General features: G+C 44.0%; 19 protein-coding genes. 18 read left to right on the top strand and 1 reads right to left on the bottom strand.

Annotated features, from left to right (window positions below; genetic code table 11):
- Position 1: 1 nt before the first annotated feature.
- The 18 genes from BXY41_RS09665 (at position 2) to BXY41_RS09580 (ending at position 22549) form a co-directional block, all read left to right on the top strand.
- Positions 2-859: an ABC transporter permease gene (locus tag BXY41_RS09665; protein ID WP_242980139.1), complete on the top strand. Its 858-nt coding sequence runs from the start codon at positions 2-4 to the stop codon at positions 857-859.
- A gap of 14 nt (positions 860-873) precedes the next feature.
- Complete coding sequence (locus BXY41_RS09660) at positions 874-2901, top strand: dipeptide ABC transporter ATP-binding protein (protein ID WP_104436780.1); 2028 nt, start codon at positions 874-876, stop codon at positions 2899-2901.
- A 30-nt stretch (positions 2902-2931) separates the two neighbouring features.
- Positions 2932-4548, top strand: a complete 1617-nt coding sequence (locus BXY41_RS09655) for an ABC transporter substrate-binding protein (protein WP_104436616.1) — start codon at positions 2932-2934, stop codon at positions 4546-4548.
- Positions 4549-4579: 31 nt separating this feature from the next.
- Positions 4580-5569, top strand: a complete 990-nt coding sequence (locus BXY41_RS09650) for a mannonate dehydratase (RefSeq protein ID WP_104436615.1) — start codon at positions 4580-4582, stop codon at positions 5567-5569.
- Between the two features lie 7 nt (positions 5570-5576).
- Positions 5577-6692 carry an alginate lyase family protein gene (locus BXY41_RS09645; RefSeq protein ID WP_104436614.1) on the top strand — a complete coding sequence of 372 codons (1116 nt, stop codon included), beginning with the start codon at positions 5577-5579 and terminating at the stop codon, positions 6690-6692.
- An 86-nt stretch (positions 6693-6778) separates the two neighbouring features.
- Entirely contained in the window at positions 6779-7705 is a 927-nt protein-coding gene (locus BXY41_RS09640) for an AraC family transcriptional regulator (RefSeq protein WP_104436613.1), read from the top strand.
- Between the two features lie 141 nt (positions 7706-7846).
- The gene (locus BXY41_RS09635) at positions 7847-9163 is read left to right on the top strand and encodes an ABC transporter substrate-binding protein (RefSeq protein WP_104436612.1); all 1317 of its coding nucleotides are present in this window, start codon (positions 7847-7849) and stop codon (positions 9161-9163) included.
- A 24-nt stretch (positions 9164-9187) separates the two neighbouring features.
- On the top strand, positions 9188-10081 hold the full coding sequence (locus tag BXY41_RS09630) for a carbohydrate ABC transporter permease (protein WP_104436611.1): 894 nt from the start codon (positions 9188-9190) through the stop codon (positions 10079-10081).
- Entirely contained in the window at positions 10074-10880 is an 807-nt protein-coding gene (locus BXY41_RS09625; protein ID WP_242980138.1) for a carbohydrate ABC transporter permease, read from the top strand. The genes BXY41_RS09630 and BXY41_RS09625 overlap by 8 nt, the downstream gene beginning before the upstream one ends.
- Positions 10881-10962: 82 nt before the next feature.
- Positions 10963-13002 (top strand): beta-galactosidase, encoded by a 2040-nt coding sequence (locus BXY41_RS09620; protein WP_104436610.1) that lies wholly within the window; start codon positions 10963-10965, stop codon positions 13000-13002.
- 262 nt (positions 13003-13264) lie between these two features.
- Positions 13265-14101, top strand: coding sequence for an MBL fold metallo-hydrolase (locus tag BXY41_RS09615; protein WP_104436609.1), 837 nt, complete (start codon positions 13265-13267; stop codon positions 14099-14101).
- A 28-nt stretch (positions 14102-14129) separates the two neighbouring features.
- Positions 14130-15410 (top strand): SLC13 family permease, encoded by a 1281-nt coding sequence (locus BXY41_RS09610; RefSeq protein ID WP_104436608.1) that lies wholly within the window; start codon positions 14130-14132, stop codon positions 15408-15410.
- Between the two features lie 126 nt (positions 15411-15536).
- A complete protein-coding gene (locus BXY41_RS09605; RefSeq protein WP_104436607.1) occupies positions 15537-17417 on the top strand; it encodes a PrpR N-terminal domain-containing protein in 1881 nt (626 codons plus the stop codon).
- Positions 17418-17606: 189 nt separating this feature from the next.
- On the top strand, positions 17607-18497 hold the full coding sequence (garR, locus tag BXY41_RS09600; protein WP_104436606.1) for a 2-hydroxy-3-oxopropionate reductase: 891 nt from the start codon (positions 17607-17609) through the stop codon (positions 18495-18497).
- 23 nt (positions 18498-18520) lie between these two features.
- Entirely contained in the window at positions 18521-19420 is a 900-nt protein-coding gene (locus tag BXY41_RS09595; protein ID WP_104436605.1) for a dihydrodipicolinate synthase family protein, read from the top strand.
- Between the two features lie 83 nt (positions 19421-19503).
- A complete protein-coding gene (locus tag BXY41_RS09590; RefSeq protein WP_104436604.1) occupies positions 19504-20646 on the top strand; it encodes a glycerate kinase family protein in 1143 nt (380 codons plus the stop codon).
- Positions 20647-20659: 13 nt separating this feature from the next.
- A complete protein-coding gene (locus BXY41_RS09585) occupies positions 20660-21637 on the top strand; it encodes an AEC family transporter (protein ID WP_104436603.1) in 978 nt (325 codons plus the stop codon).
- A gap of 48 nt (positions 21638-21685) precedes the next feature.
- On the top strand, positions 21686-22549 hold the full coding sequence (locus BXY41_RS09580; RefSeq protein WP_104436602.1) for an aldo/keto reductase: 864 nt from the start codon (positions 21686-21688) through the stop codon (positions 22547-22549).
- Positions 22550-22600: 51 nt separating this feature from the next.
- Here the strand turns inward: BXY41_RS09580 and BXY41_RS09575 are convergent, their stop codons facing one another.
- The gene (locus BXY41_RS09575; protein WP_104436601.1) at positions 22601-23524 is read right to left on the bottom strand and encodes an alpha/beta hydrolase; all 924 of its coding nucleotides are present in this window, start codon (positions 23522-23524) and stop codon (positions 22601-22603) included.
- Positions 23525-23526: the final 2 nt, after the last annotated feature.

Genomic DNA, 23526 nt, shown 5'->3' with positions numbered 1-23526 from the left:
AATGATGAAAAATAACGGAAGATGGAAAAAGACAATTAAAATTTTGTTTACCAGAAAGATTGCCGCATTCAGTGCAGCGGTAGTTCTCCTCTTTATTGCCCTGGCAGTTTTTGCACCGTTTTTTGCTCCGTATGACCCCAATTATGCAGATTTTTCCTCTTATCTTCAGGGACCGGGAAAAGATCATCTCCTTGGAACCGACAATTACGGGAGAGACGTGTTAAGCCGGATTATATACGGAACCAGAGTCAGTCTGATTATCGGCGTATTTGCAGTCATGATTGCATGTGTTGCGGGAACATTTTTCGGAATGATTGCAGGTTATTTCGGCGGAATCACAGATGACATTATTACAAGAATCATGGAAGCTATCCGGGCGATTCCCCAGATTATCCTCGCTATGGCCCTGACTGCCGTGTTTGGCAGTGGGATCCGTAATCTGGCAATTATTCTTGGAATTTCTTCCATGGCAGGATATGTCCGGATGATGAGAGGGCAGGTGCTGACAATCAAGCAGGCAGATTACGTTATGGCAGGAAAGCTTCAGGGAAATAAAAATTTCAGGCTGATGTTTAAACATATTCTCCCAAACAGTATCTCACCGATCATTGTCATGATGACCCAGCAGGTGGGACAGACCATTCTGGCAGAAGCCGGACTCAGCTTTTTAGGTCTGGGGATCAGCGCGCCGACTGCATCCTGGGGCGGTATGGTCAGTGACGGCCGCCTGTTCCTTCTCCAGAATCCTGTATTTGCACTCACACCGGGAGTCTGTGTGGCGGTTCTGGTTATCTGTCTGAATATGTTTGGTGACGGTGTCCGGGATGCACTGGATCCAAGGCTTCGGGGTGAGGTTTGATGGGAGGAGATAAAATGGAACACTTGTTGGAACTGAGAAATATCGAAACCTGTTTTAAGACAGACGGACAGCTTGTAAAGGCTGTTGACAATGTAACCATGTATCTGGATCCAGGTGAGATTATCGGGATTGTAGGGGAGTCAGGGAGCGGGAAATCCGTGACCATGATGAGCATGCTGCAATTGATCGGCTCACCGGGGAAGGTGACTGGCGGTGAGGTTTATATCCGGGGAAATGAAAAAAATATGCTGGAGTATGGACCAAACAGCGAGGAAATGCGTCATATGAGAGGCGGAAAAATAAGTATGATTTTTCAGGAGCCTATGACATCCTTAAATCCGGTACTGACCATCGGATATCAGATACAGGAAAATATTATGGAACACTTAAAGGTGGACAGGGAAGAAGCGAAAAAGCGTGCCATAGAGATGCTGAAGCTGGTTAATATACCGGATCCGCAGGAGCGGTTCGATTATTATCCGCAGCAGTTTTCCGGCGGAATGCGTCAGCGTATCATGATTGCCATGGCTATGTCATCAGAACCTGAGATTCTGGTTGCAGATGAGGCGACTACGGCTCTTGATGTGACTACCCAGGCCCAGCTTCTGGAGATGATCAGGGATATCGCAAAGAAAACCAATACATCGGTTATTATTGTGACTCATAATCTGGGAATCGTAGCCAGGTTTGCAGAACGGATTTATGTAATGTATTCAGGAAGCGTTGTGGAAATGACGGATACAAAAAGGCTCTTTGCAGATCCGGAGCATCCTTATACCAGAGCGCTGCTCAGAGCCATTCCAAGGCTTGACGATCCCAAGGATCGCATTCTGATTCCTATTGAGGGGCTTCCGCCTAATCCGGCATCAAGGCCTGAATTCTGTCCTTTTTATGAACGCTGTGAATACCGCATGAATCGGTGCAGGGAATGTTCAAAGCCTGCGCTTCAGGAGATAGTAAAAGGGCATTTCGCTGCGTGCCATTTATCGGAAGAAGAAAAGAAAATAAAGGCTGAAGAGATTGCAGCTAAGAAAATAAAAAAAGCCCCTGCATCAAAGGCAGGAGAAGAAATCTGTCTTGATGTAAAAAATGTCAGGAAGTATTTTCCTATTTACAAAGGGATGGTCAGAAAGAAGATCGGCGACGTAAAAGCAATTGAGGACATTGATTTTTATGTTAGAAAGGGTGAGACGCTGGGGATTGTAGGGGAGTCGGGGTGCGGAAAAACGACTCTGGCCAGATGTATCATGCGTGTGTATAAACCGGAGGAAGGAAGTATCGTATTCAATGGCACAGACATTGCAGGCTTTAGCGACAGACAGATGTACCCCTTCAGAAAAAAAATATCCATGATTTTTCAGGATCCCTTTTCCTCTCTTGATCCAAGACAGACAGCGGAGTCCATTGTAGGTGAATCTCTCATCCTCCATAAGCTGGTGAAAAACAGGGAGGAGTACGGTAAAAGAGTAGATGAACTGTTCCGGATCGTCGGGCTGGATCCAGCCCTTAAATACCGGGTGCCTCATGAGTTTTCAGGAGGACAGAGACAGAGGCTTGGCATTGCCAGGGCCTTATCCTCCCAGCCGGATCTCATTCTCTGCGATGAACCAATATCGGCCCTGGATGTTTCCATACAGGCTCAGATTATTAATCTGCTTGAGGAGCTGCAGTCAAAGCTTGGTCTGACCTATTTGTTTATTGCCCATGATCTGGCAGTTGTCAAGCATATAAGCAGCCGGATTCTGGTTATGTATCTGGGAAGAGTGGTGGAAATTGCAGACTGTGAGGAACTGTACAGCAATACTCTTCATCCTTATACCAGAACACTGCTCAGTGCGGTTCCGGTAGCAGATCCTCTGGTTGAGGAAACCAGAGAGAGAGTTCCCATCAGAGGAGAAGTGCCAAGTCTTACAAACAGGCCGGAAGGCTGTCCGTTCCATAACAGATGTGATAAGGCCAGTGAACGGTGCCGAAGGGAGATACCAAGACTTCTTGATGCGGGAGGAAATCATCAGGTGGCTTGTTTCTTATACAATCAATAAAAAACATTGAGATTGAAGGAGGATTACAGAATGAAAACAGCAAAGAAAGTTTTAGCATTGACAGTTTTGGCAGTTATGGCTGCAGCAATGACTGCTGGCTGCGGAGGGAGTAAAGATACCAGTATCCCGGAGACAACCACTGCAAAAAACATAGAAACAACGGCAGCAAAGACCGTAGAAAATGAGACTGCAAAAGAAGTTGCAGAAGGGGGGAAACTGGTAATAGCCATTCCGCTGTCACATAATACATTCTTCCTGCCCCAGTCGACCTCGACCAGTGACCGTTTTGGCGCACAGCCGGTTATTGAATCCCTTGGACGTGCCGATGAGGAGGGGAATTATTATCCCTGGCTGGCAGAAGAGTTCTACTCAGATCCGGATAATCTGATTTTCACCATTAAGCTGAGGGAAGGCGTGAAGTTTCATGACGGATCGGATTGCAACGCGGAGGCAGTAGCATGGAATATACAGAAGTATATTGACAATGGAAAGGCCAGTGAGCTTGGTTCTCCAGTGAAGGTTACGGTGGTTGATGATAGAAGAATTGAAATTCAGTATGATCAGTGGGCGAACAACTGGGATAATTTAATCGGTGATATCTTTATCATTTCCAAGGAAGCCTACGAAAAGAACGGTGAGGAATGGTGCAAGACCCATGCCGTTGGAACCGGCCCGTTCGTCCTGGATTCCTTTGTTGATGATAACAAAATTACATATACAAAAAATGAGAATTACAGAATAGAAGGACTGCCTCATGTTGACCAGCTGGAGATTGATATGATCATGGATACCAATACCATGATGTCTGCTCTTCTTAATAAAGAAGTGGGAGTGGCTATGAAGCTGGAAAATGACGCAATTATTAATACAATCAAACAGGCTGGATTTGAAAGCATCGGCAGAAAGAATGCAAACTGTGCGGACATTAAGCACATAATCTGGAACAGTAAGAGCGATAAGCATCCCATGGGAGATTTAAAGGTGCGCCAGGCAATTATGCATGCCATTGACTGGGAACAGGTAGCAAAGGCACTCTCCGGCGGTTTAGGTGAGGCTACTCCTTTGTTCTGTACCTCTGACTCATGGGCATATTCTCCTCAGGAATTCTATGAATACAATCCGGAATTGGCAAAGCAGATGCTTTCTGAAGCGGGGTATCCCAATGGCTTTGAAACATCCATTTATACAACGTCACAGAATAATGATACGGCGACTGCATTCCAGGCCATATTGGCTACAATCGGCATTACGGCAAAGGTTGAGGTTTTAGATGGATCGGCCCTGGCGGCAATGCAGAAAGAAGACGACATTGATGGTTTTATTGCAAACAGAGGTGCCAGTAAGATGGATTTCACCAATAATTATATCCGTCTGTATTCCTCTGAAGGAATTAAAAATCATGGAATCATGCTTCGGCCGGATGAATTTGAAACGCCGCTGTTTGCAGCCAGAGAAGCCAGAACAATTGACGAGAAAAAAGAAAATTTACAAAAGGCAGCCAAGGCTCTTGTTTCGGATTATGTAATGATTACTCCGCTGTCTGTTGTTTATTATGAAGCATTTAGTGTTCCCGGACTGAAAGACAGCGGAATTTACGATGTAAGTCTGGAACAGTGGACGCCGGAAGCCGTTTACTGGACCAAATAACTGATTATTTAATTTGAAGGAGGATCTCCACATGCTGGGAAACAAGATAAAGGTACAGTCAAAGGTTGTATCTGACTATACAGATGAACAGCTGTTATTTATTAAACAGATGGGTATTAAGTACGTATATGTTATATTCAAAGACGAGCATACAGATTATGATTCTGTAATGAGATTTCTTGAGCGTCTTAAAAAATATGATTTAACAGTAACAGATGCGGGAAATGTCCATTTATATAAGAATGATAAGATTCATCTGGGGCTGCCTGGACGGGATGAGGCGATTGAAGAATATAATCGTTTTAACCGGATTCTGGGTAAGGCACAAATCCCGGTTGTATATATGACGTGGGAGCCAAACCATGTGTTGACTACGAGATTTGGAGTAGGGGAACAAACAAGAGGCGGTATTGGCCGGATTGTGGACTTAGAGGAATTAAAAACCCGCCCATATACTCATGGAAGGCTCTATACAAAGGAAGAAATGTGGGACAATTTTAAATATTTTCTCGACAGAGTTCTTCCGGTTTGTGAAGAGGCAAATGTAAAGATTGCTCTTCATCCGAACGATCCTCCTGTTGACTGTCTCCTTGGAATATCCAATTTAATTACTTCAGCCGAAGATTACAAACATGCGTTCGAATTATCCGGAAACAGCCCATATCTGGGATTAAAGATGTGTCTTGGCTGCTGGCTGGAAGGCGGAGCACAGTTTGGTAATATAATGGAAGATATCCGGTATTTTGTTGAAAATAAAAAAGTATTTCTGGTTCATTTCCGAAATGTCAGTTCTACCATGCCGTATTTTGAGGAAACGCTTCTGGAAGATGGTTATGGGGATATGTATGAACTGATGAAACAGCTGGTACGCTATGATTACGACGGTGCCATCCATGTGGATCATGTACCGGTCTGGGGAGAAACAGTTGGGGGAGAAAATTCCTCATGGGCTTACAGTACCGGATATATGAAGGCACTTTTAAACTGCGCGTCAGCCGAACTGAATCATATACGCAGGTAATGGCACAATGATAAAATACGAGAAAAAATACAGGATTATCCCCGGTTGGGGAAATCAGGAATGGATTATAGAGAAGGCGCAGGCAGCAATGAAGGCACCTGTGCTCCATATTACTGATGTGCAGAGCCCGAAAAGCGAAGGAGGGCTTCACGATTATTATTCCAACGGAGATTATTGGTGGCCCAATCCTGATACTCCCGACGGCCTTCCTTATATTCAAAGAGACGGACAGTCCAATCCGGAAAATTTTAACAGCCATAGGATTATCATGCGGCAGATGAGAACCAATGTGGTCTTTCTCACCTCTGGTTACCTGCTTACCGGAAAAGAAGACTTTGCACAAAAAGCTGTTCAGCACTTATATGAGTTTTTTTTGAGCGGCGAAACTTATATGGCACCACATCTGTCATATGCCCAGGCAATACTTGGGATCTGTCCGGGAAGAGGAATCGGAATTATAGATACCCTGCATTTGGTTGATGTAATATTTGCGGTTGAAAAACTTAAACATTCCCGCTGTATGGGCAATGAAATTTACGAAGGGATAAAGAAGTGGTTTTCTGAGTATCTTGGCTGGATGCTTACTGATAAAAACGGCATCCAGGAGATGAATAAGGATAATAATCATGGAGTCTGTTTTTTCGTGCAGGCGGCGGCATTTGCATTATTTACGGATAATGAAAAAATAGCAAATTTCTGCAGACAGCAGTATAAAGAAGAACTATTAAAGCAACAGAAGGAAGATGGTTCCTTTCCAAGAGAACTTGGAAGGACGAAGCCCTATAATTATTCCATATTTGTAGTGGATAACATGGTAACGCTGTGCCATCTGCTGTCTACACCAGAAGATAATCTCTGGGAATATGAAACAGACAATGGAAGAAGCATTAAGAAGGCCCTGGATTTTATTTCGCCTTATTTGCTGGACAAATCCAGCTGGCCTTATCCTCCGGATGTGATGCACTTTGATGCCTTTCCGGCTCGCAGTGGATTCATGCTTCTGGCGGGATGCACACTTGGAAGGAAAGAACTTGTGGAACTGTATTACAGGCTCCCCGAGGAATCAATTGACGAAGAAGCGAGGCGTAATATTGCAGCACGCCAACCGGCGCTGTGGATGTAAATCAGATATAAGCCTTTTTCTGTTGCAGGAAATCCAGTGAACTTATATAATTGGCTTATAAGGCAATTAAAGGAGAGTAGGGGCTTGTGGCAAAACAAAGGGAAAAGGTAGAGTTTCGTTACTATGAAATCGGGGAAGATGAGCCGGTTCTGGCACTTCTGGGGGAAGGCTGGATCCGTGAATATGGAAAGGAAATTAAGTATCTCCACTTTCACAATCTGATGGAGATCGGTTACTGCCACTGGGGCACAGGAGAGGTGATTCTTGGCCAGGAGCATATCTGCTTTTCGCCGGGAACGATTCTGCTTGTGCCTCCCAGGCTTCCGCACACCACAAACAGTGAAAAAGGAACCAAAAGTTACTGGGAGTGGATGTATATTGATTTAGAAAAAGTTGTTTCAGAGCTGAACCGTTATGATCCCATGTTTCAAAAAAAACTGTTAAAAAGAATTCAGAGGGTGGGATTTCTTCTGCCAGGAGAGGAAAATCCCGGACTTACCAGACTGATTTTAGGTGTCATGGAGGAAGCACGCCAGAAAAAACCTTATTACAAAGACTGTATCAGTGGCCTGCTTCGGGCCTGCCTGGCGGAATTTTTAAGACTGTCTGATGACGAAGAACGAATCATGAGAAATAAGACACACAGGGCGGTGATATCGGGAGCGCTGGACTATGTGGCAGATCACTATGCCCATGAGATTAAAATATGCCAGCTGGCAGAGGCTTCCAGTATGAGTGAAAGCCATTTTCGCCGGGTGTTCGAAGAGAGCATGGATATGAAGCCGGTTGATTACATCAACTTAATCCGGATTCAGTGCGCCTGCGAACTGTTAAAAAAGACGGAAAAGTCCATGGAAGAGGTGGCTGTTGCTTCGGGATTTTCTTCAATTTCTTCTTTTAACCGGAATTTTAAAAAAATACTCAATATTTCTCCTTATCAATGGAAGCGGTCGGCTGAAAATTATGAGAGCAAGCTGCTTTATTGCAGAATTAGTGCGCAAAAAGGTTGGTAAAACAGAATGATATGATTGAATTTGCGCATTTTATAATTGAATATAAAAAGTTTTCAAAAATAGAATTGGTATAATGGGATTATATTCAAAAGAAATTGATCTCATATGCCAATTTTTTAATGAAAGAGGAGGAGTTTTGCTATGAAGAAAAAAATCGTATCACTCTTACTTGCAGGAGCCATGGTTGCTTCCTTAACCGCTTGCGGAAATTCAGGTTCAGGAGGACAGGCTTCAGGAGGAAAAGATGGAGGAGCCAAAGGCGGGAATGAACTGACTGTCTGGTGCTGGGACCCGGCATTTAATATTTATTCCATGAATGAGGCTGCTAAGGTATACCAGAAAGACCACCCCGATTTTAAATTGAACGTAGTGGAAACACCCTGGGCTGATATTCAGACAAAGCTGACCACAGCTGCCACCTCTGGTAAGCTGGATACTCTGCCTGACATTATTCTTTTGCAGGATAATGCATTTCAGAAGAATGTTTTAACTTATCCGGATGCATTTAAGGATATCACAGCAAGCGGAATTGACTTTACCCAGTTTGCAAAAGCAAAAACAGCATATTCAGTCGTAAACGGAAAAAATTACGGAGTGCCATTTGATAACGGAGCCGTTGTTGCCTGCTACCGAACCGATATTCTGGATCAGGCAGGTTATAAGGTAGATGATTTCAAGGATATTACCTGGAGCAAGTATCAGCAGATGGGAGAAGAAATTCTGGCAAAAACCGGAAAACCACTTTTGTCCTGTCAGGCAGGAGAGTCAGATTTAATCATGATGATGCTTCAGTCAGCAGGCGGCAGCTTGTTTGATAAAGATGGAAAACCAAGCATGGTTGGAAACGATAAACTGAAAAAGGTTATGGAAACATATGCTTCTCTGGTAAAAAGCGGTGTTCTGATTGAAGTGAATGACTGGGATCAGTACGTGGGAACTCTTACTAACAGTACCGTAGGCGGAACCATTAACGGCTGCTGGATCATGGCAAGTATTCAGACCGCTGAAGATCAGTCCGGAAAATGGGCAATTACCAACATGCCTAAGTTAGAGGGCGTTGATGGAGCAACCAACTATTCTAACAATGGAGGTTCCAGCTGGGCAATTACTTCTGTATGTAAGAATCCGGATCTGGCTTATGATTTCATGGCAAAGACATTTGCAGGAAGCACTTCTTTCTATGAGACCATCCTTCCAAAGTCCGGTGCACTTTCTACCTATTTACCGGCTGCACAGAGTAAGGTTTATGCAGAGCCGCAGAAGTTTTTCGGCGATGCTCCGGTCTATGCTACCATTACCGACTTTGCTTCAAAGATTCCTTCCAACAACACCGGTGTTTATTATTATGAAGCCCGTGATGCAGTTGCAACTGCTATTACCAATGTAGTTGCCGGAGCAGATATTGATGCAGAAATTAAGACAGCAGAGGATACCGTTAATTTCGCAATGGGTAAATAGTAAGTCAGTAAGGAGGAATTACCAGTGGACAATTCAAAGAAAAAGTTGTCATTAGGCCAGAAGCAGAGCCTGGCAGGCTGGGCATTTTTAACTCCGGCGGTTTTATTTATCGCAGTCATGAGCTTCCTGCCCATGATTCAGGCATTATTCCTTTCCTTCCAATCAGGGAAGGGTGCCAATTTAAGCTGGGCCGGCGTGACCAATTACGTGAGAATGTTTCAGGATCCTGTCTTTATGCAGGCTTTAAAAAACAATTTTATTTATCTGATCATTCAGGTTCCGATTATGCTGATTCTGGCCCTGATCCTGGCCTCTTTGCTCAATAATAAAGATCTGCGGTTTAAGGGGTTGTTCCGTACGGCAATTTTTCTGCCCTGCGCTACCTCCCTGGTATCCTATGCGGTAATCTTCCGTTCCCTGTTTGCTGTGGATGGTCTGATTAATATCGTCCTCATAAAACTTGGATTTTTGTCCACAGGATATAACTTTCTCGGACATCCAAACAGTGCCAGAATCGTCATTATTCTGGCACTGATCTGGAGGTGGACTGGTTATAACATGGTCTTTTACCTGTCCGGTCTGCAAAATATTGAGTATTCTATTTATGAATCAGCAAAGATTGACGGAGCTTCTCCCATTCAGTCTTTCTGGGGGATCACGGTACCACTTTTAAAGCCAACGATTTTATTGACAGCAATTATGTCAACCAATGGTACGCTGCAGCTGTTTGATGAATCTGTAAACTTAACCTATGGCGGTCCTTCCAATGCCACAATAACCATGTCACATTATATTTACAATGTTTCGTTTAAATATGTACCCAATTTTGGGTATGCAGCAGCAATGTCTTACTTAATTCTGTTCCTGGTAGCAGTTCTGGCATTTTTGCAGATGAAAGTAGGTGATAAACGTGACTAAAGGAAAGAAGTTTCTGGCATATAGTTTTTTAACGTTTGTCTCCCTGCTTTCTGTTTTTCCTCTGTACTGGATGATGGTGGCCGCTACCAACAAAAGCGTGGCTGTATCAAGGGGAACTCTGATGTTTGGGACAGAATTATTAAACAATACAAAAAAGCTGTTTGCTTCCCAGAATGTTTATGCAGCCCTTGGAAATTCGTTTAAATATTCCATTGTCATGACACTGGTTTCGCTGTTTATCTGCTCGATTGCAGGATATGGTTTTGAAATCTTTCATGACAAGGCGAAAGACCGGGTGATGAGCATTATATTACTGGCAATGATGGTTCCGTTTGCTGCTATTATGATACCGCTGTATCAGATGTTTTCAAAGGCAAATCTGTTAAACAGCACACTTGGATTTATCCTTCCCAGTATTTCCACCCCATTTTTAATCATGATGTTCCGCCAGAGTGCGAGATCGTTTCCGGTGGACATTATGGAGGCAGCAAGGCTGGATGGTTTAAATGAATTCCAGATTTTCTGTCGGATGTTTATACCAACCATGCGCTCCACTTATGCAGCAGCCATGACGATTACTTTTATGAATGCATGGAACAGTTACTTATGGCCCAAGGTAATCATGTCTGATGCAAACAGCATCACCATGCCGATGATGGTGGCTAACTTAAAATCAGGTTATGTGACCGACTATGGAACCTTAATGCTGGCTGTATTGTTGTGTACCATCCCAACAGTGATCGTTTTCTTCCTCCTGCAAAAGAGCTTTGCGGAAGGTATTACGGGAGCTGTTAAATAAGTAATAGAACACAAACAGGCGAAGTGACCGGAATCCTGATACGGAAATTCGGTGGCTGCGCCTGTTTTTAAGAAAGGAACAGATGGATATGAAACATGCTGGTATCTGGTATGGAGGAGATTATTATCCGGAGCAATGGCTAAATCATCCGGACATACTGAAACAAGATATGGATTATATGAAAAAAGCAGGAATTAATACAGTAACCATGGGAATGTTCGCCTGGTCGTTCCTGGAACCGGAAGAGGGGATATACGACCTTGGGTGGCTGAAGGAACGGGTAGATGAACTGTATCAGAATGGAATTTATACAATTATGGGGACTCCTTCCGGAGCCCGTCCAAAGTGGTTGTCTGATAAATATCCCGAGGTGCTTCGGGTGGATGATACGGGGCGCAGGCAGCTGTTTTCAGGAAGGCATAATCATTGCTTTACTTCTCCCGTATACAGGGAGAAAGTAAAGAGGATCAATAAAAAGTTAGCAGAAGAATTTGCTTCTCACCCCGGTGTGCTTATGTGGCATATTTCCAATGAGTACGGGGGGGAGTGCCACTGCTCCTTATGTCAGAAGGCATTTCGTCTCTGGCTGAAAAAGAAATATGATTCCATAGAAGATCTAAACCGAAGATGGTGCACAGCATTCTGGAGCCATATCTACCAATCTTTTGATCAGATTGAAAGCCCATCCTCCATAGGTGAGACCATGGTTCATGGTCTGAATCTGGACTGGAAACGATTTGTAACCGATCAGACGGCTGACTTTGCCCTGTGGGAAGTCAATTCTCTGAGAGCCGCAGGAGCCCTGCAGCCCACTACCACAAATCTCATGTATGATTTCAAGGGACTTAACTACCACAGACTGGCCCAGACCGTGGATGTAATATCATGGGATTCCTATCCGTTGTGGCACAAAGAAAACGAAGTTCTGACAGCAAGGGACAATGGGATGCAGCATGATTTTATGAGAAGCTTAAAGCAAAAACCATTTCTCCTCATGGAATCCTGTCCCAGCAGCACCAACTGGCAGGGGGTGAGCAAGTTAAAGGCGCCTGGCATTCTTTCGCTGGCTTCCTGGCAGGCAGTGGCTCATGGTTCCGACAGCGTTCTGTATTTCCAGATACGGCAGAGCAGGGGCTGTTCAGAGAAATTTCACGGGGCTGTGATTGATCATTATGGAGGATCCGACACACGGGTATTTGGAGAGATCAGCCAGATTGGAAAGGAACTCTCCTGTCTGGAAGAATTAGCTGGTACAGGTGTGAAGTCAAACGCAGCCGTGATCTATGATGTAGAAAACAGGTGGGCAATGGAAGATGCCCAGGGACCAAGAAATAATGGGCTGTTTTATCATGAAACCTGCGTAAAAATCTACAGTGCCATAAAAAAGCTGGGATTTAATGTGGATGTGGTTACCATGGACAGTGATTTAAGCAGTTACCAGCTGGTAGCTGCTCCCATGATCTATTTATACAGAAGTCATATTCATGAAAAATTAAAAAGATTTGTTCAAGGCGGAGGCCAGTTGATGGTCACCTACTGGTCAGGTATTGTGGATGAAGAGGACCAGTGCTTTCTGGGCGGTGTTCCCCATGGACTGATGGATGTGCTGGGGCTACGCAGCACAGAGATTGACGGTCTCTATGACGGAGACTGTAACTATATGGTTTCACTGCCTGGAATTGGTGAGGAAAAACGGTTTGAATGCAGAAATCTCTGCGATCTGGTCAGCCTTTCTGGTGCTGTCCCCCTTCTTATTTATGAGAAGGATTTTTATAAGGGATATCCGGCACTTACAAAAAATTCTTATGGAAAAGGAACAGCTTATTATGTATGCGCAGATGCAGGTCAGGATTTCTATGATGATTTCTTTCGTAATCTGACTATTGAGGCGGGGATAAAGCCGCTTCTTGAGGGGCGGTTACCGGAGGAACTTGAGATTTCTTCCAGGGAATCAGAACGATATGAATACCTGTTCATACAGAACTACAGTCAAAAGGCGGTAAAACTGGAAGAAAAGACGCTTTCCTGTATCGAAGAAGGCACGCTTTTGGCTGGAAAAATTTTTGAAGATGGTAAAATAGATGGTTATGAAACGTTGATTTTAAGGAAGGATGTCCGATAACAGGTTTCATGAGCAGCTAAAAGAAAAAAAAGATGTCTAAGTTTTGGCAGTGATATGCCGGATTAGACATCTTTTTTTATGCGTTTTTCACGAAAATAGTAAAATTGTTTCAAATATGACCAATCTCGACTTAAAGATATTAAGTTATTGTATAAAAACTAATAAGTTGAATTGGGTATGGTTATCTCATATAATCAACAAGAACAAAAAAAGGTAATTATGAACCAGAAAATTATTTAATTTACACAAAGGAGAGACGACTATGCCATTACGCTGTACAAAACCAATTCCTCATCCTGTTAAGGATCTGGCATATGAGCCATGGAAGCTGGAGGTAAAACCGTTTCAGGTATCACCCCAGACATATTTCGTAGCAGGTCAGAGCTGGGTTGGATGTTACCTCATTGATACGGGTGAGGGTCTGATTCTGATTGACACTGCAATTCCGGAAAGCATGTATATGCTTGTGGATTCCATCTATCGCCTGGGTTATAAGCCTGAGGATATTAAAAAGATACTGATCAGTCACGCTCATTTTGACCATTGCGGCGCTGCAGCAGCTATGAAAGCCCTCACCAAGGCTGAACTTTATATTTCCAGAGAGGATTATGAATTTTATAAAGCCTGTCCTGAGGAGACTATGGTGTTAGATCCGGATTCTCATCCACAGATGTTTGAGGCGGATTGCTTTTATGATGATGACCAGCCAATTGTTCTGGGAAATGTAACAATACGGACGATGCTCACACCTGGACATACCATTGGATGTACCAGTTTTTTCTGGGAAGAACGTAATCCGGTCAATGGAGAAACCTATCAGGTTGCCATGCATGGTGGAGTGGGGGCTAATACCATGAATGATGATTATTATAAGATAAGTAAATATTTAACTCCGGATCTTAGAGAGCGTTTCTTTTCAGATGAAGAAAAGCTGAAAGAGATTCATGTGGATATTGCACTGCCAAGTCATCCAAACCAGATTGAAATTATTGACTGCGCAGGACAATACACCCACGAAAGCCAGCCATACCTTGATGATACCATCTGGGCCGAGTTTATTCATGAAAGGGTACGGCAGGTTAAGGCACTGATGAAATAATTGATTTAGAACAGACAGGAGAAAAAGTATGGAAATGTACATTGTTTTGGGTGTGACCTTATTTATGATGGTATCTTTTGTCCTTCATAAGGTTCCTTTTGGAGTAACAACCATGACCTGCTGCGCAATTCTGGCAGTAACAGGTGTGGTAGATTTACAGACAGCATTCAGTGGTTTTGGAAATAAGATCGTGGTTTTAATTGCGCCAATTCTGGCTCTCAGCGCAGTACTTCCAAGAACCAGCATGATTGCTAAAATCAGTACAACCTTAAACACTCTTAAGGGTAAAAAAGGGATGCTTCTGGTTGGATTTTTCTTTCTGGTAGGCGCTGTATTTGTTCAGTTTATTCCCTCTACTGCAGCAGTCACCATTCTGATTGTATTTTTATCTACACTGGATGATTCAGGAGAAATCACCGCAAACCGTCTGCTTCTTCCTCTGCTGGGAGTTCTGTGTGCATGGAAATTCCGTGTTCCCATTGGAATCGGAGCAGCAAACTTTGCAACATTAAACGGCATGTACGAAGGAATTATCGCAGATCCGAAGTTTGCATTAAAAATGCTGGATCCATTTATCTATAGCCTGATTCCAACTATCGTACTTACAATTTACTGCCTGTTCGCATGGAAGCTGATGCCAAAGGATGACCAGATCGACCAGTCGGCGTTTAAACATGGAAAAAATGTGGAAATGTTATCCCGTAATCAGGAATTGATTGTATACGGCGTTTTTGTAATGGTAATGCTGATGATGCTTTTAAACCAGTGGACGGGCAATCTTTTGTATCTGGCACCTGGCATCGGTATCCTCATTCTGATCTATACAAAGATTGCAAAAGTGGAAGATGTAGTGAAAAACATGACATCAGATATGGTATGGATGATTGCAGGTGTTCTTGTTGTTGCAGATGCACTGGGTAAATCCGGCGCAGGAAACTTAATTGGCCAGTTTATTCTTGCCATTCTGGGCGAAAACCCAAGCTCCATATTTGTAATGCTGATTTTCTCTGCTGCCACTGTTATTATGACTACATTCCTCTCCAATATGGCTACCCAGACAGTTTTAATCCCTATTGCAGCTTCGGTTGCTCTGGCAGGAGGCTGGGATCCCCGTGGAATCATACTTGCAATCGGAACTGCCAATATGCTGGCAATTGGATTCCCCTCCGGTTCCGGAGAAGCTGCAGTCTGCTTTGCAGCAGGGGGGTACAATCCGGCTAAGGTAATGAAATTTACAGTTCCTTACATAATACTGGGAATTATATCATCAGCAATTGCGGCAAACCTCATGTATCCAATTTACAGATAGACAATCCTGATACATTAATAAAAGTACGGCTTCCAGACTGGGGGGCCGTACTTTTTACATGCTGGACACCATCTTTTTCTTATAGTAAAATGAACCAGACAGGATAAACGGAAGGAAGGAATCCATATGGGAAAAATTGCGTTACTTGTTTCGAGAGAAGAGATGATTTATCAGGCGCATAACATTCTTCAGGAGAAAAAACATGAGATTGGGGAAATGCGGGTAATAAAAACAGAAGATACGGTTTCTGAAGCCCGTCAGTCCATTGCAAACGGTGCCACAATCATGATAGCAAGAGGCCTCCAGGCTTCTCTCATTAAGCAGTACACAGATATTCCTGTAGTGGAAATCGTTATAACTGCCCAGGAAATGGCGCTGTTAGTCAGTAAGGCAAAACAGATTCTTAAAAAAGACAATCCGGTTCTTGGCGTGGTGGGATTTAAAAACATGTTTTGTGACATGTCTTATTTTGATGTGATATACGGAATTGAAATGCGGACATATTTTGCAGAAAAGGGAGATCTTCTGGATGATATGGCGAGGCAGGCGGTTTTTGACGAAGTGGATTTAATTATTGGAGGGGATACGGCTGTAGGGATTGCAGGAGAGGCAGGTATCCCATCTCTGTTTTTATCCAATACGGAAGATTCCATGCGAAATGCCCTGTCTATGGCGGAAAGCGTTGATTATGCCATGGGAGTGGAGAAACGGAGTGCTGCCCAGATTGAGACGCTTTTAGATTATTCCTTTAACGGTGTGGCCAGGCTTGATGCCTGTGGAATGATTGTGGACATCAATGCAACCATGGAAGATATTCTGGAAAAGAAAAAGGATGAAATTCTTTTAAAAGCGGCAGGAGAGGTATTTCCTGAACTTTTGGGTGAGTCCTTTCATCAGGTGCTGGAATACGGAAAAGAATCCTATTCTCTGTTTATGGAGATCAACCGCACCTCCATATTTGCCATTGTAGCGCCGGTTGTGATTGAAAAAAAGGTGGAGGGAGTCATACTCACCTGTCACCGCATGAAACGAAAACAGCGTAAGGGACAGGAGGTAAAAGGAAAAAGTTCGTTACGGGGAGCCGGAGCGCTTGGTGAATTTGGAGATCTTTTACAGGAATCAAAGAGTATGCAGGACTGTGTGCGCCTTGCAAAGCTGTATGCCCTCTCAGAAAAGGCAGTATTCATAACAGGAGAGCCGGGAACGGAGAAGCAGCTTCTTGCACAATGCATTCATAATGCAGGACTTCATAAAGATGGCCCTTTCGTTAATGTTTCCTGTGACGGGCTGGAGGAAGAGGCGCAGTATGATCTGTTATTTGGTGATAAGGGCGCAGCTGCCCAGGCAAAAGGCGGATCTCTCCTGATTGAAGATGTCCATGCTTTAACGAAGGCAAACCAGTACAGACTTTACCAGCTTATCCGTCACAAGCACAGAATGGGAAAAGAAGGGCAGCGGTATCCCGGATCAGAGGTGCGGGTGATGGCAACTTCCATGGTTTCTTTATCCGGGCTTTTAAAAGAGGGAGGGTTTCGCAAAGAACTCTGTTATCTTCTTGAGGGGCTGACAGTGACCATTCCACCCTTAAGAGACCGGAAAGAAGATTTAGAGTATAAGATCAGGGAAACAATCAGAGACTGCTGTGAACATTATTCCAGATTTCATGTGCTGACAAAAGGAGCTTATGAGGTATTGCTTCATTACCCCTGGAAAGGCAACTTCATTCAGGTGGAGAATTTCTGCGAACGCCTGATCCTGACAGCAGAAAAGAGGAGTCTTGACGAAGCCGTTGTGGAAAATCTTCTTGCCAGACTGTATCCGGGTGAAACAGAGGAAGGATCAGAAGACGCCTCCCCAGGAGAGGAAGAAATTCCATTTCCCCTGGAAGCGGTAAAAATAAAAGATACCCTTTTCAGGCAGGGGGGAAACCGGGAAAAGACTGCAAAAGAACTGGGGATCAGTAAGGCCACATTATGGAGAAAGATGAAAAAATATCATTTACAATGAAATTAAAATGAAAAGATAATGATATAAAAATGATATCAAATTGAAACTATAGAGAGTTTGTATAAATGTATTCGTTCCATTCGTTAATTCCGCCCATAGCGAAACCACTATTTTCTATCTATAATCACAGAAGAGATGGGAATAACCCATCGGTCACAGCAAACAGAATGAAAAAGTGAGGATAAGCATATGAAAATTGGATTTATCGGTTTGGGAATTATGGGTAGACCTATGGCAAAAAACCTGTTAAAAGCAGGTCATGAATTAATTGTATTTGATTTTAATAAAGAAGCGGTAGCAGATCTGGTTTCAAACGGAGCCGCTTCTGCTGAAACTGGAAAAGAATTAGCCTCCCTGTGTGACGTTGTGATCACCATGGTGCCAAACTCTCCACATGTAAGAGCCGCAGTATTAGGTGAGAACGGCGTTGCAGAAGGTGCTAAGCCAGGAACTGTAATCATTGATATGAGCTCCATTGATCCAACCGAGAGCAGAGCTATCGGCGCAGAGCTTGAAAAGCTTGGTATTGATATGCTTGATGCCCCCGTATCAGGCGGAGAGCCAAAGGCAATTGACGGAACCTTATCTGTAATGGTAGGCGGTAAGAAAGATCTGTTTGACAAGTATTACGATATGCTTATGGTTATGGCAGGATCCGTTGTTTATGTAGGTGAGCTTGGTGCAGGAAATGTGGCTAAGCTGGCAAACCAGATTGTAGTTGCAGTAAATATTGCAGCGGTATCAGAAGCACTTACCTTTGCAAAAAAAGCAGGAACAGATCCGGAACTTGTATATCAGGCAATCCGCGGCGGTCTTGCTGGTTCTACCGTCATGGATGCAAAAGCACCTATGATGCTGAATCGGAACTTCAAGCCAGGTTTCCGCATTGAGCTTCACATTAAGGATTTAAACAATGCACTGAATGCAGCTCATAATGTGAGTTCTCCGGTTCCTTTAACAGGTCAGCTAATGGAGATTATGCAGGGACTGAAAGCAGACGGTTTTGACAAAGAGGATCATTCCAGCATCGTGAAGTATTACGAGAAAATTGCTAATACCACGGTAGAACCATTAAAATAAGCCGGGCGGAGAGGACAATCATAATGAATACAGATTTTATTAAAGGCGTTATCGTGCCAATCCTTACGCCAATCGATGAAAATGAACTGATCGATGAAGCAAAATTAAGAGATCAGGTTGATTATGTAATTAATGGCGGCGTTCTTGGAATTCTGGCATTTGGAAGCAACGGTGAGTTCTACGCAGTGGAAGATGATGAGATGGAGCGCGGATTAAAGATCATGGTAGATCAGGCAGCTAAAAGAGTTCCGGTTTACTTTGGCATCGGCGCCATCAGCACGAAAAAATGCTGCCGTCTGGCTAAAATGGCAGTAGAGAACGGAGCGGCAGGTATATCCGTTCTTCAGCCTATGTTTTTAAAGCCAACAGAAACAGAACTTTATAACCATTTTAAAACAATTGCAGAATCTGTACCAGAAACTCCAATGCTGCTTTACAACAATCCGGGACGTGTGGGATATACCATGTCTGCGGGACTGGTTGAGCGTCTGGCAAAGGAATTTGATAACATTGTGGGAATGAAGGATACCAGCGGTGATATTACCCAGACTGCAGAGTTCATTCGCAGAACCCGGGGAACAGACTTTAAAGTATTCGGCGGAAAGGATACGCTGTTATATGCATCCATGTGCCACGGCGCAGTAGGCGGAGTCTGTACAGCTGCCAACTTTATGCCGGAGCTGATCACTGATGTTTATAATAAGTTCGTAGCAGGTGATTTACAAGGCTCTCTGGAAGCTCAGTTTAAATTAAATCCGGTCCGTCTTTCCATGGATCCGGCAAGCTTCCCGGTAGCAGCAAAGGATATGGCTAATTTACGAGGAAGAAACGTTGGACTTCCTTACAAACCCAATGTTGCCACTCCGGAAGGTCCTGTCCTTGGACAGATCAGAAAAGAGATGGAAACAGCTGGATTGATATAATAAGTAGAAAGAGGGCAGGCTGGTGGCTGTTGATAGGCTGCCGGCCTGCTTTCGTTTCAGGCGTAAGAGGAAAGGGGCAGGCGATGAAATTTTTATTTGCATCTGATTCATTTAAAGGAACGCTATCATCAGTGGAGATAGTAGGAATCCTGACAGAAGAAGCAAAACGTATTTTTCCGGATTGTGAGTGCAGCGGAGTATCTGTGGCAGATGGAGGGGAAGGAACCATAGAGGCGGTAATTGATGCCATGAATGGACAGATCCGCAGGGTTTCGGTACACGGACCGCTGATGGAAGAGACAATTGCAGATTACGGAGTGTTCCATGGCAGCCATGCGGTTATTGAGATGGCAAAGGCTTCCGGACTCCCCATGGTTCCGGCAGAAAAGAGAAATCCTCTCCATACCACAACCTATGGGACAGGGGAACTGATTAAAGCTGCTTTGGATGATGGCTATCGAAAGATCGCCATTGCAATCGGCGGAAGCGCAACCAATGACGGCGGAATGGGAGCCATGACTGCTCTTGGGGTAAAATTCCTTGATAAAGCAGGAAACCAGCTGACTGGTTATGGAAGAGACTTGGGAGAAGTGGACCGCATAGATGTAAGCGGGCTTCACCCGGCGGTAAAAGAGACTGAGTTTACAGTCATGTGTGACGTAACCAATCCACTGACTGGGCAAAACGGTGCAACCTATACCTTTGGGAAGCAAAAAGGCGGGACGCCAGAAATACTGGAACAGCTGGAAAAAGATATGATATCCTACGCAGGAAAGCTTATGGAGCTGACAGGTATTGATGTAGACCAGATAAAGGGGACTGGAGCTGCAGGAGGACTTGGAGCCGCTTTAAACGTATTTTTAAATGCCAATATGAAATCAGGAATTGAAACTGTCCTTGATCTGATTCAGTTTGATACTCTGCTGGAGGGAGTGGATTTAGTCGTCACAGGAGAAGGCAGAATGGACTGGCAGTCAGCCTTTGGAAAGGTTCCAAGCGGAATCGGCATGCGGTGTAAGGAAAAAGGAATTCCAGCGGTTGCTATCGTAGGCGGTATGGGTGATGGAGCCGAAAAAATCTATGAATACGGAATTGAAAGTATTACCACAACCATTCAGGGAGCAATGCCCATAGAGGAAGCGATGGAACGGTCGGTAGAACTATATCGGGGAGCGGCACAGCGCACCTTTCGTATGCTGAGAGCCGGAATGAGTCTGAACGGGTAAAAAAGGGGAGAAAATGGATATAACCGGATTATGGTCTCTTCAGTGCATGATGTTTTTGCTGGCTGGGGCAGGTGCCATATTAAAGAGAAAAGGTATTTTAAAGGAATCAGGTAAGACGGTGCTGACTGACGCCGTGCTGTATTTTTTCCTGCCCTGCAATATTATCAATTCCTTCCGTATGAAATTTGACAGTAAAATACTGCTCCGTTTCGGGGCAGTCCTTTTCCTGTCTGTTCTTGTACAGATCGTAAGTTATGTTTTAAGCCGGGTATTGTATAATAAAAGGCCCCATGCAGTAAAACGGGTTCTTCAGTACGCAACCATAGTCTCAAATTCCGGGTTCTTAGGCCTGCCTATTGCAGAAGGAATTTATGGTGCGGAAGGTATGATGTATGCTTCTATATTCATTATTCCCATGCGGATTATGATGTGGTCAGCCGGAATTGCATGCTTTACGGAAAGTCCGGATTTTAAGTCAGTAGTGAAAAAAATAGCTGTTCATCCATGTATTGTGGCCGTTTATATCGGCCTGTTTCTGTTATTATTTCAGACACCCATGGAGGCCTTTCATGCAGGTTTTATGACTCATCTGCCGACTACTGTCCAAACGATACTGAACATAATGGGACTGGCATTTGACAGGGCAGTCCGTTCGGCAGGAAGTTGTACAACGGCTTTGACTATGCTGCTAATCGGTATGATGCTTTCAGAGGTGAGCTTAAAAAGTCTCATTCACCGGGATGCTCTTTTTATATCCCTTATGCGATTGATCGTTCTGCCTGTCTTAACCCTGGCATTGTGCAGAATATTTAAAATGGAGACTTACCTTACGGCAATCTGTGTACTGATGACTGGGATGCCGGCTGGGAGTACATCGGCTATCCTTGCAGCAAAATATGACTGTGATTATGTATTTGCAACCAAATGTGTGGTGATATCCACACTTTTATCCATGCTTACAATTCCTCTCTGGTCTATGGGCTTTTCTTAAAATTAATTATAAACTGCCCGGGATGGAGAAGAAGAACAGGAGGAGAAAATGGAAAATAAGAATCAATGTGTAATACTTCCCGATGGAACAGCGGTACCTTCTCTGGGTCAGGGAACCTGGTTCCTTGGTGAACAAAAAAACAGACGAAAGGAAGAACTGGATAGTTTAAAGGCTGGTATTTCAGCCGGGATGACCCTTTTAGATACGGCTGAGATGTATGGGGATGGAAAGGCAGAGGAGCTTCTTTCGGAGGCCATACAGGGGGTTGACCGCAGCAGCCTGTTTCTGGTATCTAAGGTATATCCTCATAATGCAGGAAGAAAGAATATATTTAAAAGCTGTGACAAAACTCTGGAGCGGCTGAATACAGACTATCTGGATTTGTATCTTTTACACTGGAGGGGGAGTATTCCTTTAAGTGAGACAGTGGAATGTATGGAGCAGCTGAAAAAAGAAGGGAAAATACGTCGTTGGGGGGTATCAAATTTTGATACTGCCGATATGAAGGAATTATGGAGTGTGAAAGGAGGAAGTAACTGCCAGATCAATCAGGTTCTTTATCATGTGGCCTCCAGAGGAATTGAGTACGATTTAATCCCGTGGATGGATGATCACAAAGTCCCTGTCATGGCATACTGTCCTCTTGCACAGGCGGGTGATTTAAAACAGGGGCTCTATGAGAACCCTGTGCTAATCCGCATTGCAGATGCCCACCATTGTACGGTTTCCAATGTTCTTCTGGCTTTTGTGATACGAAATAACAATGTGGTGGCCATCCCCCGAACAGGAAACAAGGATCACGCACTGGACAATGCAAAGGCGTGGGAAGTAGTGCTGACGGCGGACGAGCTCATGGAAATAAACCAGGCATTTCCTGCACCGGTAAGAAAGACCTTTCTGGATATTGTATGATAAAAATATGCTCCTTCTTTTATCTGCTTCAGAAGGAGCATATTTGTCATGTTATTTTAAATACTGATCGAAGAATGAAATCATAAGCTGTTTGATCTCGTCCTGGAAGAATTCTCTGGAACCGTGTCCGGCTCCTTTCAGAATATAGTAATCCGCCTTCTCTTCCATACCGGCTTCTTTGATTCTGCTGTATAGAATGTCGCTGCTTAATTCCAGGGGAACCAGCGGATCATTGTCACCGTGAAGTATGAGCATAGGACACATATCTGGATTTACATAATTAACCGGACTTGCCGATTTCGCACGTTCCTTTATGGTAGAAGGATCTCCGCCTATGAGTTTTCCGCCATGGGTATCCTCAATTCGGTGCCAGCGGCTGCTGGGATTATTAAAACTTTTCTCTTCCTCATTCATGAGTGCCACTACGTCGGTAGGACCAAACATATTGCAGCAGACGTTTGCTTTTGATGACCAGCCGGACCATTCTTCACTTTCAAACGTATCCGTGTTCATAGCTGCAAAAGCTGCAAGGTGTCCGCCTGCGGATCGCCCGAATACTCCAATCCGGTTGGGATCAATTTCATATTTTGAAGCATTCGCCCGAAGAAAACGGATAGCAGTTTTTACATCAATTATCTGCGCTGGGAAATGTGCTTCAGCGCTGCTTCTGTAATACATGGATGCTACTACGTAGCCGGCATCTGCAAATTGACTCATTTCACCAAGCATCAGGTTTTTATCGACCCCTCTCCAGCCCCCTCCGGGTATCCACAGAAGGGCTGGTTTTAGCTCATGATTTTCTTTCGGGTCATCTTCACCGGCTGCAAGTTTCATCTCGCTGTTGCCGTTCTGAAGCAGGATGGACATTTTTAAATCCATTGAGTTCCCGTTTAAATCTTTCTGGTTGGAATAAACGATGTTATCAATTAAAGTTAATGATTTTCGTTGATTTCCAGGGTTAATAATTTTTTTCATTT

This window comes from Lacrimispora xylanisolvens, assembly GCF_002934545.1.
Lineage (GTDB): Bacteria > Bacillota > Clostridia > Lachnospirales > Lachnospiraceae > Lacrimispora > Lacrimispora xylanisolvens.
Note: the sequence above shows the minus strand (reverse complement) of the source record. Positions and strands in the feature narration are given on the sequence as shown.

Bases quoted from the DNA above. Each gene is read 5' to 3' on its own strand.
- BXY41_RS09665 (WP_242980139.1), top strand. From the start codon at position 2: ATGATGAAAAATAACGGAAGATGGAAAAAGACAATTAAAATTTTGTTT.
- BXY41_RS09660 (WP_104436780.1), top strand. From the start codon at position 874: ATGGAACACTTGTTGGAACTGAGAAATATCGAAACCTGTTTTAAGACA.
- BXY41_RS09655 (WP_104436616.1), top strand. From the start codon at position 2,932: ATGAAAACAGCAAAGAAAGTTTTAGCATTGACAGTTTTGGCAGTTATG.
- BXY41_RS09650 (WP_104436615.1), top strand. From the start codon at position 4,580: ATGCTGGGAAACAAGATAAAGGTACAGTCAAAGGTTGTATCTGACTAT.
- BXY41_RS09645 (WP_104436614.1), top strand. From the start codon at position 5,577: ATGATAAAATACGAGAAAAAATACAGGATTATCCCCGGTTGGGGAAAT.
- BXY41_RS09635 (WP_104436612.1), top strand. From the start codon at position 7,847: ATGAAGAAAAAAATCGTATCACTCTTACTTGCAGGAGCCATGGTTGCT.
- BXY41_RS09620 (WP_104436610.1), top strand. From the start codon at position 10,963: ATGGATATGAAACATGCTGGTATCTGGTATGGAGGAGATTATTATCCG.
- BXY41_RS09615 (WP_104436609.1), top strand. From the start codon at position 13,265: ATGCCATTACGCTGTACAAAACCAATTCCTCATCCTGTTAAGGATCTG.
- BXY41_RS09610 (WP_104436608.1), top strand. From the start codon at position 14,130: ATGGAAATGTACATTGTTTTGGGTGTGACCTTATTTATGATGGTATCT.
- BXY41_RS09605 (WP_104436607.1), top strand. From the start codon at position 15,537: ATGGGAAAAATTGCGTTACTTGTTTCGAGAGAAGAGATGATTTATCAG.
- garR (WP_104436606.1), top strand. From the start codon at position 17,607: ATGAAAATTGGATTTATCGGTTTGGGAATTATGGGTAGACCTATGGCA.
- BXY41_RS09595 (WP_104436605.1), top strand. From the start codon at position 18,521: ATGAATACAGATTTTATTAAAGGCGTTATCGTGCCAATCCTTACGCCA.
- BXY41_RS09590 (WP_104436604.1), top strand. From the start codon at position 19,504: ATGAAATTTTTATTTGCATCTGATTCATTTAAAGGAACGCTATCATCA.
- BXY41_RS09585 (WP_104436603.1), top strand. From the start codon at position 20,660: ATGGATATAACCGGATTATGGTCTCTTCAGTGCATGATGTTTTTGCTG.
- BXY41_RS09580 (WP_104436602.1), top strand. From the start codon at position 21,686: ATGGAAAATAAGAATCAATGTGTAATACTTCCCGATGGAACAGCGGTA.
- BXY41_RS09575 (WP_104436601.1), bottom strand. From the start codon at position 23,524: ATGAAAAAAATTATTAACCCTGGAAATCAACGAAAATCATTAACTTTA.